Source organism: Desmonostoc muscorum LEGE 12446 (assembly GCF_015207005.2).
GTDB lineage: Bacteria > Cyanobacteriota > Cyanobacteriia > Cyanobacteriales > Nostocaceae > Nostoc > Nostoc muscorum.
On sequence record NZ_JADEXS020000001.1, the window covers coordinates 7,133,159 to 7,147,273 of the forward strand.

A 14,115-nucleotide genomic window follows, 5' to 3' on the forward strand; every position below is an offset into this window, starting at 1 on the left:
CAGTCCCCATTCCCCAGTCCCCATTCCCCAGTCCCCACTCCCCAGTCCCCACTCCCCACTCCCCATCATCATGAACAACATCGAAGACCTTTATGAACTTTCGCCCATGCAGCAGGGGATGTTATTTCATACCCTTTATGCACCAGAATCGGAAATCTATTTTGAGCAGTTGCTTTGTATCCTCTCAGGAGAATTAAATTTTTCTGCCTTTGAGAAAGCTTGGCATTCTGTTGTGGCGAGACATGCAGTTTTACGCAGTTCCTTTCATTGGGAAGAGATAGAAAAACCCTTGCAAATGGTGAATAAGCAAGTGGATCTTTCTTGGGAAAAGCTGGACTGGCGGCATTTAACAGGTGATGAACAACAACAAAGTTTAGAGGATTTTCTCAAAAGCGATCGCCAAAAAGGATTTGACCTTGCTGAAGCTCCCTTAATGCGCTTCACCCTAATTCAACTAAAAGAACAAACCTACCAATTTATCTGGAGTCATCATCATATTCTCTTTGACGGCTGGTCGATGCAAATTGTCCTCAAAGAGGTTTTAGCTTTCTATGAGGCACATCAACGGGGTGAACAGTTACGCCTATTACCCTCTCGTCCTTATCGAGATTATATTTATTGGTTACAACAACAAGATATTGCTCAGGCAAATCAATTTTGGCAACAAACTCTCCAGGGGTTTGAAGCTCCTACTTATTTAGGAAGAAATAGGGGACTAGCAATATATAATGAACAACATTTTCAATTCTCTCAAACGCTAACTGAAAAGCTACAATCTTTCGCGCGACAGCATCATTTAACTTTCAATAATTTGGTGCAAGGAGCATGGGGATTACTCATTTCTCGCTACAGTGGAGAAAATGATGTGGTCTTTGGTGCAACTGTATCTGGTCGCCCACCGACCCTTGAGAAAGTAGACTCAATGGTGGGGCTATTTATCAACACTCTCCCCATACGAATAAAAGTTAGTGACAAAACAGAATTATTACCCTGGTTGAAGCAATTACAAACCCAAGGATTTGAACAGGAAGAATATGCTTATTGTTCTTTAGCAGAAATTCAAACACTGAGTGATATTCCCGCCGGATTGCCACTATTTGAGAGTATTTTAGTATTTGAAAATTATCCCATAGATTCCGCTGAGCAGGAAAACAAAAAAACTTTAGAAATTAGCCATGTTCGTTGTTTTGAACGGACGAATTATCCTCTTTCGGTGGTGATTAATCCTGAATCACAATTGTCTGGCAGAATTATCTATGATATCAGCCGCTTTGAGCAACAGACAATTGAACGCATGATTGGACATTTCCAAACATTGCTAGCAGGAATGGTAGGCAATCCGCAACAATATATTTCCCAATTATCTCTGCTCAGTGCTGCTGAAGAGGAAGAATTACGGCTGCAAGAAAATAATCAAAAGATAGATTCGATTAACTATAAATGTATTCATAGTTTATTTGAAGAACAGGTAGAAAAAACTCCCGATGCAATAGCGATTGTGTATGAAAAGCAATATTTAACTTATCGGGAGTTGAATAACCGCGCCAATCAATTAGCGCATTATTTACAAACGCTGGGAGTAAAACCAGAGGTACGGGTGGGGATTTGTGTAGAGCGATCGCCTTTAATGGTAATCGCAATACTCGCTATTCTCAAAGCGGGTGGGGCTTATGTTCCTCTAGATGCGGCGTATCCATCCGAAAGATTAGCATTGATGATGGAAGATGTACAAACACCCATCTTACTAACACAAACTAATTTGAAAAATAGACTCCCACTCACTGCTCAAACTGTGGTGAATCTGGATTCAGATTGGGAAATAATTGACCAATACAAAGAAGATAATTTACTGAGTGAAGTTAATCCAGAAAATTTAGCATATATCATTTATACCTCTGGCTCCACAGGAACACCAAAAGGTACAGAAGTTCCCCATCGTAGCTTCATTGGTTTTATGTTTGGAGTTGATTATATTCATCTTGATGCACAACAAATTTGGCTGCAACATTCATCGATTTCCTGGGATGCACTAACTCTAGAACTTTGGCCGCCCTTACTTTATGGTGGGCGTTGTGTGCTTTATCCAGGACAAATTCCCACACCTGCGGACATAGGCAAAATCATCCAAGAACAAAGGGTTAATATCCTATTCCTGACTACGGCCTTATTTAATCTCATGATTGATGTGATGCCCGAAGGATTGTTAGGGGTTAAACAACTGATAACAGGGGGAGAATCCGTTTCTATCGCCCATATTCATCGCGCCTTAGAGATATTACCAGGGACACAAATTATTCATGGCTATGGGCCTTCAGAATGTACAGTATTTACTTGTTGTTATCCAATTCCCGAACAAATTGCTGAAAATGTACAGTCAATTCCCATTGGCAAACCTATTGGCGATAGAAAAGTGTACCTGCTAGATAAAGATTTACACAGAGTTCCCATTGGGGTTTCTGGGGAACTTTATATAGGTGGGGCGAGTGTTGCTAGAGGTTACTTAAATCAACCAACATTAACCCGTGAAAAATTTATTTCTAATCCTTTTATCGAGGGAGATACACTTTACAAAACCGGAGATTTAGTCCGCCGTCTTCCTGATGGAAATCTGGAATTTTTAGAGCGAATTGATAACCAAGTTAAAATTCGTGGTTTTCGCATTGAATTAGCAGAAATTGAGGCATTTTTAAATCAACACCCTGACATTAAGCAAGTCGTAGTGATTGTGCGGGAAGATGAACCTGGAAACAAGCTTTTAGTTGCCTATCTCGTTGTCAAGGATAATCAACCAACCCCTAGCAGTCTGCGAAACTTCCTCAAGACAAAGCTACCTGACTATATGATTCCCGCTGCTTTCGTATTTCTGCAGGAATTACCCTTAACTCCTAATGGTAAAATCAACAGCCGTGCTTTGCCTGTTCCAGATGCTTCCCAAAGAAATCTAGAGGTTGCTTTTATTGCTCCTCGCACGCCTACCGAACAAGAATTAGCGACTATTTGGGCTGAAGTTCTCAAATTAAAACAAATTGGAATTCACGATAATTTTTTCGAGTTGGGTGGACATTCTTTACTAGCTACTCAAGTAATTTCTCGATTAAGAGAAACCTTTTCTCTAGAATTTACTCTGCGTTATTTATTTGAAAATCCCACCATTGCAGAACTCGCCCAAAAAGTCATCGCTCAACAAATTGAACAAACAGAAAATGATGCCCTAGCACAGATTTTAGGTGAAGTTGATGGCTTATCAGAGGAAGAAGTGACACAACAATTACTCTTTTGATAACTAGATGTAGCAATTTAATGGTACTAAGTGCAAAATCCCAGGGAGTAAAAATATGTCGAAAACTATTACCTTGCCAAATATTGCCGCCAAAAAGCAATTAATTGTTACTTTATTTTGTGCTGTTGATTCCTCTGATTGGAATTTATTAGTGAAGTGCTTTGACAAAAATATTATCTATGAACGCCCAGGTTATCAGCCTTTTATTGGTCTGGATAAACTACTCAAGTTTTATCAGTATGAGAGAATTATTGCCTCTGGTCAACATCACCTTGAACATATTGTGATTGACAATAATCATGGTGCTTGCTGGGGGCAATTTATTGGTATGCATAAAAATGGCTCTGAAATTAATGAACGTTTTGCTGATGTGTATTCTTTTGAAAATGGCAAGTTCAAAACTCGACGCAGCTACTTTTTTAGGCCAGCAATATAAGTTATACTAAATAGTTTAGCTATCCTAAAATCACTTGTAAAAGTCTCTCTCTGCGTCTCTGTAGGTCAATAATTAATGCGGAATAATCATAAAATCCCAAAAACCAAGAACAGGCTCAACTAATTATGACTACCGAACAATCATTGAATCCTGAAACTCAAAAACAGGCTAAAATTCGTAATGTTATTAATAAAAAACGATTAATAGTTTGCTGCGATGGTACTTGGAATGAACTTACAAGTTACTATCCTACTAACGTCGTCAAATTCGCACGCTCAGTTAAATATACAGCTGCCGATCAAACGCCGCAACTGGTCTTCTATTTATCAGGATGTGGCACAGAAAACGATCATTTAATTGACCGTATCGGTGGGGGTGCTTTTGGATGGGGAATTGACGAAATCATTCAAGATGCCTATCGATTGTTATGTATGAACTATGACGCAGATGCTCAAGACGATATTTATCTAATTGGTTTTAGTCGCGGAGCCTATATTGTTCGTTGTTTAGCTGGCATGATTTATAAGTCCGGTTTATTAAGACGTTCCAAAATACTAGACATTCCTAAAGCTTATGACTTTTATCGCAACTCTAAAATTAAACCAAATGATCCAAAAGCTCACAAATTCCGTGAAGATAATTCCCAAAAAATCGAAAAAATAAATTTTCAAAAAGACTATCTGAAGTATCGTGTACCCATCAAAATGTTAGGATGCTGGGATACAGTTGGAGCATTAGGTATTCCTGACATAATACCTTGGCTACCGATCGCTAAACTCTGGAATAAAAAATATGAATTTTATGATGCTACACTGAGTCCCATTGTTGAAAATGCCTTTCATGCAGTAGCCATTGATGAAAAACGCAAAGTATTTCCCTCGACTTCTATGGATAAAAATGAAAAAAATCCCGACCAAATAGTAGAACAAGTGTTGTTCGTGGGTGAACACGCTTGTATTGGTGGAGGAACAAAGGAATATCGAGGGTTATCAGATTACCCCTTTGAATGGATGCTCAACAAAGCTACAAAGTTGGGGTTAGACGTTTATGATCTTTATAAAGACGAGACTGATGAAGAATTTAAAATTAAGCCAGATCCAAACATTCAATTCGATAATAGTGTTACTGGAATTTATATGTTTGGTGGTGAGGAATGGCGACCAATAAAACCTCGAACACTTATTCATCATAGTGTCAAAAAACGAATAAACGCTCGTCCCGATTATCGTCCCCTAAATCTCAATCCTATACTCAAGTATTTGCTCCGACCTTAATAGTATAATTTGCAAAGCGATCGCCTGATTGTCATTGTCATATTTTCGAGTTTGATTTCAGACAAAATCCAAGATGATTTAAAGTCGAATTCCGATTTTAAAACCTCTAAAATTGTGCCTTTTGCCAATCAATGAAATCCTTAACAATAATTTATTAATTTTTCAAAACAATATTATGAGCGATTTACTAAAACATCTTGAAAGCCTTTCTCCTGAAAAACGAGAATTAGTCCTACAAAAACTCAAAAAGCAACAGCAATCTCCACTCCTGACATCCATATCGCGCAAACAACCCCTTTCTCTTTCTTTCGCGCAACAAAGGCTGTGGTTTCTCGACCAACTCGAAGGTGAAAATTGTGTCTACAACGTCCCGTTTTTCTGGCAAATAAAAGGATTTATTAACATACCTGCTTTAGAACAAGCTATTAAAGAAATTGTTCAACGCCATGAAGTCTTACGTACCAGTTTCTCAGTTGTCGATGGGTTGCCGATACAGGTAATTCACCCAGATTTGAAACTGACAATGCAAGTGCTGGACTGGCGACAATTCACAGAAGAAGACCAGTTAAGCACAGCCACCCAGTTAGCCACAAAAGAATTACAACAGCCATTTGATTTAGCAAACGCACCTTTGCTACGGGTCAAATTGTTGCAACTAACTGACCAATCCCATCTGCTATTGCTCGTCATCCATCATATCGTTTGTGATGGCTGGTCAATGGAGATATTCCGCCGGGAATTGTTCGCCCTTTATACCGCCTTCTGCGCTGGCCAAGCGTCTCCCTTACCCGAATTATCGCTGCAATATGCCGATTTCGCCCACTGGCAAAGGCAATGGCTACAAAAAGAGGTACTCCAAAGACAACTCGATTACTGGCAAAAACAATTAGCCGCAGTTCCGCCCCTGTTAGAATTGCCCATAGATAGACCACGCCCGTCAACTCAAACCTTCAGGGGGCGCAGCGAGTTTGGCGAACTCAATCAAGATTTAACACAGAAGTTAAAGCGTTTGAGTCAGGAGTCAGGAACAACTCTGTTTATGACTTTACTGACAGCATTCACGCTCTTACTTTCGCGCTACAGTGGACAGGAGGATATTGTTGTTGGTTCTGCGATCGCTAATCGCAACCGTCGTGAAACTGAACCACTAATTGGCTTTTTTGTCAATACCTTAGCATTACGTACCAATCTCGAAGGAAATCCAAGTTTCTTAGAATTACTTGAACGAGTCAAGCAAGTAACCCTCGATGCCTACGACCATCAAGATTTACCCTTTGAGAAATTGGTTGATGAATTGGGTATAGAGCGATCGCTCTCTCATCATCCCCTGTTTCAAGTCGCTTTTAGCTTGCAAAATCAAACCAAGCAACAACTTGAAACCAATGGATTAACCCTAACTCCCTTCAAGTGGGAAAACACAACAACTCTGTTGGATTTGTCACTAATTTTCCACGAAACTCCTCAAGGCTTGACAGGAGAATGGGAATATGCATCTGATTTGTTTGCAGCCGAAACAATTCAACGGATGGTGGAACATTTTGCAGTTTTACTTCAGGGAATTGTTGATAACCCCCGACAATCCATAAATACCCTACCGTTGATGACAGCAGCGGAACTGCTACAACTACAACGCTGGAATCAAACTCAAACCGAATATCCTGAAGATAAAACTCTAGTTGACTTATTTGAACAACAAGTTGAAAAAAATCCTCATAATATTGCTTTGGTATTTGAATCCCAAAGCTTAACTTATCAGCAATTAAATCAAAAAGCTAACCAATTAGCTCATTATTTAATTCAAAATTACCAAATTCAACCAGACACTTTAATTGGTGTCTGCGTTGACCGTTCTTTGGAAATGATTATTGGTGTACTCGGTGTCCTCAAAGGAGGTGGTGCTTATGTACCAATTGATCCCAATTATCCACAAGAGCGGATTGGATTGATGTTAGAAGACTCTGGAATATCGGTGTTACTAACCCAAAATTTTCTCCTAGACAAATTACCCCTATCTGAACTAGAAAACTCTCCTCAAGTAATTAGTTTGGATGAAGAACCTTTTAGCGAAGAATTAACAGAAAATCCCAGTCCAAAAACTACGCCTGATAATTTAGCTTATGTAATTTATACCTCTGGTTCCACAGGAAGACCCAAGGGGGTGATGATTGAACATCGCGGGCTGACCAATGTAACTTTAGCAGTGGCTAACACTTTGCAAGTTAAATCACAAAGTCGTTTTCTTCAATTTGCTTCTTTTAGTTTCGATATTTCCATTGCTGAAATTGCTCCAACTTTAGCCACGGGTGCTTGTTTATATTTGGCTAAAAAAGAGACTTTGTTACCCGGTCAAGGCTTAATAAATTTCTTAGCTGAACGCCAAATCTCCCACATCATTGTACCTCCTTCGGCCTTATCAGTATTACCTCAAGCAACTTTACCCGATTTGCAAACCATAAGCGTTGGTGGTGAAGCTTGCCCAGCGGAATTAGTGGCACAATGGGCAACAGGACGACGTTTCATCAATGGCTATGGCCCTACAGAATCTACAGTTGTTGCAAGCATAGCTCTTTGTCAACCCAATGGCAAAAAACCACGAATTGGTAAACCATTAGCTAATACCCGCATCTACATTTTAGATGCTCACAATCAACCATTACCCCCAGGAATACCTGGAGAATTGTGCATCGCTGGCGTAGGTTTAGCAAGAGGCTATCTGAATCGTCCTGAAACTACCGCCGAAAAATTTATTGAAGTTGAATTATTCGGGAAAGTTGAGCGAATTTACAAAACTGGCGATTTAGGAAAATGGGGAGATGATGGCAACCTTGAGTATTTAGGTCGCATTGACGATCAAGTTAAATTACGGGGCTTCCGCATCGAATTGGGTGAAATTGAATCGCTATTATTGCAACATCCATCGGTTAAAGAAGCTGTTGTAATTTTACATGAAACTGATAGTAATCCCAGGTTAATAGGTTATGTGACTGCGGCGGAAAAATCCGTTAATTTAGTAGGGGCGCACAGCTGTGCTACCCTACTCAAGGATTACCTGAAAATTCGTCTGCCGAATTATATGGTTCCTAGCCAGATTATTGTACTGGATAAATTTCCCCTTAGTCCTAACGGTAAACTAGATCGGAAAGCATTACCAACACCAGATATAGCCACTTCAAATAACTGGGAAATGCCAGCCACTCCAACAGAAGAATTGCTGGCTAGTTTATGGCAAGATATTTTAAAAGCTAAGTCTGTTGGTCGTCGAGACAACTTCTTTGAATTGGGTGGACATTCCCTATTAGCAACCCAATTAGTTACCCGCATTCGTGATAGTTTTGGGGTGCAATTGCCTGTCCGGAAAATATTTGAGCAGAGTGTTTTGTCTGAGTTAGCAATAGAAATTGACGGTAGGGGCGCACAGCTGTGCGCCCCTACTTCGGGAATCATCACACCTCAGCCGGAAAATGAACCCAAAACTCTGTCTTTTGCCCAATCAAGACTGTGGTTTTTAGCCCAGCTTGAAGGCACCGGAACCTCGGCTACCTACAATATGTCAACAGCGCTGCAACTTGATGGCAAGTTGAATATAGATGCGTTGCGGGCAAGTTTTGAGTATCTCCTCCAACGCCATACCATTCTCCGCACCTACTTTCCGGCGCTGTCAGGAGAAGCCCAACTAGTCGTTCAAAATGCAGAAGATATGGAAGTACTGGCTATTGCAGATTTACAGCATCTCGATCGCCACACGCAAGCAGAAACTGTACAACGATTATCAGATATTCACGCCCAAGAACCCTTCGATTTAAATACCGGTCCTCTGTTCAAAGCGAAACTGCTGCAATTAAGCCAAGAGAAAAATATCTTGCTCTTAAATATGCACCACATTATCAGTGATGGCTGGTCAATGGGGATATTTAAGCGCGAATGGGAACAGGCTTATGCTGCTTTTGCTGGGGGAAATGCTCCGAATTTGTCACCATTGCCGATTCAGTATAGCGATTATGCAGCTTGGCAGCGTAGTTGGTTACAAGGAGAAATTTTAGAAAGTCAGGAAAATTACTGGAAACAACAACTAGGCGATGCTCCCCGATTGCTAGATTTGCCTACCGATTATCCCCGCCCAGCGCAGCAAAGTTACCAAGGTGGACGCGAGGAATATTGTCTCAGCAGCGAATTGACCCAGAAACTCAAAATCGTCAGTCAAAAACACGGCGTGACTTTGTTTATGACTCTATTGACGGCTTTTAATATCTTACTATCTCGTTACAGCCGCCAAGAGGATTTATGTGTTGGAACTGCGATCGCTAACCGCACCCATAGCTACACAGAAGGGTTAATCGGCTTTTTTGTCAATACTTTAGTATTACGCAGCAAAATCAAGCCAGAGCAAGGATTTGGCGAATTACTCCAACAAAGCCGCCAAACTTGCTTAGATGCCTACGCTCATCAAGATATTCCCTTTGAATATTTAGTAGAACAGTTGCAACCAGAACGCAGTCTCAGCCATAACCCCTTATTTCAAGTGATGATAGTGTTGCAAAACACCGAAGGGGCAGGGAAAAATGTTAGTTTATCAGGGCTTGATATTAAATGGTTAGAGCAAAGTTATCCATTTGCCAAGTTTGATTTGACATTGGATCTTTGCGAAAGGAACGACCAGCTGCATTGTATGTGGGAATATGCCACCGATTTATTTGAGGGACAAACGATTCGGCGGATGGCGGGACATTTTGAAGTTTTGCTGGAAGCAATCGCCGAAAATCCCCAACAGGCGATCGGTAAGCTGCCCTTAATGACAACAGCAGAAATTCAGCAACTGCGAGTTTGGAATCAAACCAATATTGATTATCCCGAAAACCAGACACTAGTGACTCTGTTTGAACAACAGGTAGCAGAAACTCCCGATAATATTGCCGTGGTGTTTGAAGATCAAAGCTTGAGTTATCAAGAATTAAATCAAAAAGCAAATCAGCTGGCAGATTATTTGTTGCAACTAAAAAAAGAACAACAATTGCCTGATAATCCATTGATAGCGATTTGTGTAGAGCGATCGCTTTCTATGGTCATTGGCTTATTTGGTATCCTCAAAGCAGGCGGGGCTTATGTGCCAATTGACCCCAACTACCCACAAGAGCGAATTAATTTTATGCTCGAAGACTGTGGGGCAAGAGTTTTGCTCACCCATAGTCAACTCAAATTGGGGATTGGGGATTGGGGATTAGGGACTGGGAATAAAGAAACTCTTTCCCACTCCCCAGTACCCAGTACCCAGTACCCAATACCCACTCCCCACTCCCCACTCCCCACTCCCCACTCCCGAAAAATCCTATATTTAGATGAGGAGAAATTTACCAACCAATCTCCAGAAAACTCCCAAATCCAAAATCCAAAATCTAAAATCCAAAATCAAGACGATTTAGCTTACGTCATTTACACATCAGGTTCTACTGGCCGACCCAAAGGTGTACAACTAACCCACCGTGGTTTAAGTAACTATTTACACTGGGCAAAAGATTTCTATGCAGTAGCCCAAGGACAAGGTACGCCTGTACAGTCTTCCCTTAGCTTTGATGCCACCATTACCTCTCTATACCTACCTTTAATTTGTGGGCGTACCACCACCTTGGTAAGAGAAAAACAAGAAATTGAAGCTTTAGCAAATATCGTCAAACACAACAATCATCTCTCTCTAGTCAAAATCACGCCTTCCCATCTGGAAATACTCAATCAGCAACTCGATCCTGATGTGATGCCGAATCGAGTTAATGCCTTTGTTTTAGGCGGTGAGGCATTACACGCTAACCAAATAATGCCGTGGCTGACTCATGCACCTGATACCAGACTGATTAACGAATATGGGCCGACAGAAGCAGTTGTGGGTTGTTGTGTCTACGAAGCAACCAAAAAAATGGATCTGGTTAGCGATTTATTGATCGGACAGCCAATTGCCAATGCCCGTATTTACATCTTAGATAACCAAAATCAACCCCTACCTCCTGGCATACCTGGGGAACTTAGTATTGCTGGTGCTGGTTTAGCGCGTGGCTATCTCAACCGTCCCGAACTCACAGCCGAAAAATTCATCGAACTTGAATTGTTAGGCGAACGAGAACGAGTCTACAAAACCGGAGATTTAGCCAGATGGTTGCCAGAGGGTAACTTAGAATATCTGGGACGGATTGACAACCAAATAAAACTGCGGGGTTTTCGCATCGAATTGGGTGAAATTGAAGGTTTATTAGCCAAACACCCGAAAATTCAGCAAGCAGTTGTGATTCTGGAAGGAGAAAATGCGATCGCTCAACGCTTGCTGGCTTATATTGTACCTACGCCAACAAATGTAGAGACGTTGCAAGCAACCTCTGAACAAGTCGAATCGTGGCAACAAGTTTTCAACGATAGCTATTCCCAACAAAAAATCCTAACCGATGATCCAACCCTCAATCTAGCAGGTTGGAATGATAGCTACACAGGAGAAGCCATTCCCCAAGCGGCGATGCAGGAATGGCGAGATACAACAGTTGCCCAAATTTTGTCACTCCAAGGGCAACGAATTTGGGAAATCGGTTGTGGAACAGGTTTATTACTGTTTAAAATTGCGCCCCATTGTCAGCATTATTTAGGTACAGATTTTTCACCTGACGCATTGCAGTATATTGAACAACATCTTAAACAGCAATCTCTCAATGAGAAAGTTACCTTAAAAGCTAGTGCAGCTAACCAATTTGATGGCATTGAAACAAATGCTTATGATTTGGTAATCATCAATTCTGTTATCCAGTATTTTCCATCTTTGGATTACTTATTGGAAGTACTGGAAGGGGCTGTCAAAGCTGTGGCAACTCAAGGAGCAATATTTATTGGCGATGTGCGAAATCTGCATTTACTAGAGGCTTTCCACACCGCAGTTGAATTTTATCGCGCTCCCGATGAATTATCAATTAAAGACTTGCGTCAACAGATTGAAAAAAGTATCCGCACCGAAGCCGAATTATTAATTGACCCCGATTTCTTTATCGCCCTCAAACAACGAATTCCTCGCATTAGTCACGTGCAAATTCAATTGCAACGGGGTTATGCTCACACAGAAATGAGCCGTTTTCGTTATGACGTTGTTTTACATTTAGATCAAAAAGATATTCATGTTGCCGAACCTCAATGGTTAGATTGGCAAACCCAGCAATTGAATCTGGAAACAATCGAGAAAATTTTAACAACTCAGGAACCAGATTTGCTAGGTATTCAGAATATTCCCAATGCTCGTCTGACCTCAGAAATGGCGCTGTTAGAAACAATTGGTCAATTAGATGGTACTGTTTGGGACTTAAAAGCAGCAGTAGCCCAAGCCAAATTGGGGGTAGAACCTGAAGCGTTCCGAACCTTAGTACAAGATTTGGCTTATACGCCTTTTATACAATATAATCCCACAGAATTTGCTGATTACGATGTTGTTTTTCAAAGGAATATTAATGATGAAGTGACACTACCACGTTTTCCGGAAAAGCATAATTTACAACTCAATAATTGGCAAAATTACGCAAATCAGCCATTGCAATATCGCACCAATCAAGTCGATCCAGCAATATTAGCAAAATGGCGGGATTTTCTGGCTAAAAATCTGCCTGATTATATGATTCCTAGTCATTTTACTGTCTTAGAAAAACTGCCACTAACACCAAATGGCAAAGTAGACCATAAAGCTTTACCTGCACCACATACAGCAGTTTCGTCAACAGACATTGAATTGCCCGTCACCTCCACAGAAAAATTGCTTGCCGAATTGTGGGCGAAGCTGCTTAAATATCAAGCGATGCCTACGGCGGACTACGCCTACGCTCGACAAGACAACTTCTTCAACTTAGGGGGACATTCTTTATTAGCAACTCAACTGATTGCCCGCATCCGTGATAAATTCAAAGTGGAATTACCTCTGCGAAAGATATTTGAATTCCCCACTCTCAGTGAATTAGCGAATTACCTAGATACCTGCATTTGGGTTAATTCTACTGACGAAAGTATGCAACCTTTAAACTCAGACGAAGAGGAAATTGAACTATAAACTACTACAACTGAAAACACATCCTCAGAGGATGTTTGAAAAGTCATGATTGATGTATCAAATATTTTTTTACCCCACCCTAACCCTCCCCTTATAAAGGGGAGCCACTGCGTTGGACGGGTTCCCCGGCTTGAAGCAAGTGGCGTGAGGGAACCGGATTTTCTTGTTTCCCCCCTTTATAAGGCAATACAGTTCAGTTAAGCCTTTCTTTCTTTCTTTCTTTCTTTCTTCTCTTTGCGTCCTTTGCGTCCTTGGCGGTTCGTTAAAAAATTTGAATTTGACCAAGAGTTTTAGCCTTAACTGAACCGTATTGCTTTATAAGGGGGGACTAAGGGGGGTAATAATTCGATTAAAATCACAACATATTACTTTTCAAACAACCTCTCAAGTAAAATTGATCTTTTAATCAAAAACTTAACCTATGATTGCCCTATCTGATTCTATTTTTCTCACTGCCGAAGCCTACCTGCAATTAGAAGAAAAAAGCGACATCAAGCACGAATATATTGATGGCGAAGTTTACGCAATGGCGGGAACAACTGACACCCACAACACCATTGGTTTAAACCTCGCTTTATTGATTCGTAACCACTTTAGAGGGTCAGAATGTCGAGTTTACTTTGCCGATATTAAAGCCCAGATTGAAAAACGTAACTGCTTTTATTACCCCGATATCATCGTCACCTGCGACCCCAAAGACCGAGAAACCTCCACCTATAAACGCTTTCCCAAACTTATTATTGAAGTCCTATCTCAGTCCACCGAAGCCTTTGACAGAGGTGATAAATTCAACGACTATCAAACCCTTGACAGCCTAGAAGAATACGTTTTAGTTAACAGCAAACACCAACGATTTGAAACTTTTCGCCGTAATGACCAAGGACTATGGGTGCTGCAAACTTATACACCCGATGAGCAAACTTTTGAACTCCGAAGTATTAATCTAACCGCGCCTTTTACCGACCTGTACGAGGATGTAGAATTGGAAGCGTTAGCCCAGAAACCAGAACTGAGTTAAAAATTGTAAAAACTCTCCAACTTACTATTTACTGTTAATAATTCCTGACTC

At 40.8% G+C, this 14,115-nt stretch carries 5 protein-coding genes; all 5 read left to right on the forward strand.

Annotated features, from left to right (window positions below; all coding sequences use genetic code 11):
• Positions 1-70 precede the first annotated feature (70 nt).
• The 5 genes from IQ276_RS29450 (at position 71) to IQ276_RS29470 (ending at position 14,064) form a co-directional block, all read left to right on the forward strand.
• The gene (locus tag IQ276_RS29450) at positions 71-3,280 is read left to right on the forward strand and encodes a non-ribosomal peptide synthetase (RefSeq protein WP_193918900.1); all 3,210 of its coding nucleotides are present in this window, start codon (positions 71-73) and stop codon (positions 3,278-3,280) included.
• 55 nt (positions 3,281-3,335) lie between these two features.
• The gene (locus IQ276_RS29455) at positions 3,336-3,716 is read left to right on the forward strand and encodes a nuclear transport factor 2 family protein (protein ID WP_193918898.1); all 381 of its coding nucleotides are present in this window, start codon (positions 3,336-3,338) and stop codon (positions 3,714-3,716) included.
• Positions 3,717-3,841: 125 nt separating this feature from the next.
• A complete protein-coding gene (locus tag IQ276_RS29460; RefSeq protein ID WP_193918895.1) occupies positions 3,842-4,990 on the forward strand; it encodes a T6SS phospholipase effector Tle1-like catalytic domain-containing protein in 1,149 nt (382 codons plus the stop codon).
• 175 nt (positions 4,991-5,165) lie between these two features.
• The gene (locus IQ276_RS29465) at positions 5,166-13,046 is read left to right on the forward strand and encodes a non-ribosomal peptide synthetase (protein WP_235116077.1); all 7,881 of its coding nucleotides are present in this window, start codon (positions 5,166-5,168) and stop codon (positions 13,044-13,046) included.
• A gap of 421 nt (positions 13,047-13,467) precedes the next feature.
• Positions 13,468-14,064 carry a Uma2 family endonuclease gene (locus tag IQ276_RS29470; RefSeq protein ID WP_193925957.1) on the forward strand — a complete coding sequence of 199 codons (597 nt, stop codon included), beginning with the start codon at positions 13,468-13,470 and terminating at the stop codon, positions 14,062-14,064.
• The last annotated feature ends 51 nt before the right edge of the window (positions 14,065-14,115 follow it).

Excerpts from the sequence above, each read along its gene's own strand:
- IQ276_RS29450 (WP_193918900.1), top strand. The coding sequence starts at position 71 with ATGAACAACATCGAAGACCTTTATGAACTTTCGCCCATGCAGCAGGGG.
- IQ276_RS29455 (WP_193918898.1), top strand. The coding sequence starts at position 3,336 with ATGTCGAAAACTATTACCTTGCCAAATATTGCCGCCAAAAAGCAATTA.
- IQ276_RS29460 (WP_193918895.1), top strand. The coding sequence starts at position 3,842 with ATGACTACCGAACAATCATTGAATCCTGAAACTCAAAAACAGGCTAAA.
- IQ276_RS29465 (WP_235116077.1), top strand. The coding sequence starts at position 5,166 with ATGAGCGATTTACTAAAACATCTTGAAAGCCTTTCTCCTGAAAAACGA.
- IQ276_RS29470 (WP_193925957.1), top strand. The coding sequence starts at position 13,468 with ATGATTGCCCTATCTGATTCTATTTTTCTCACTGCCGAAGCCTACCTG.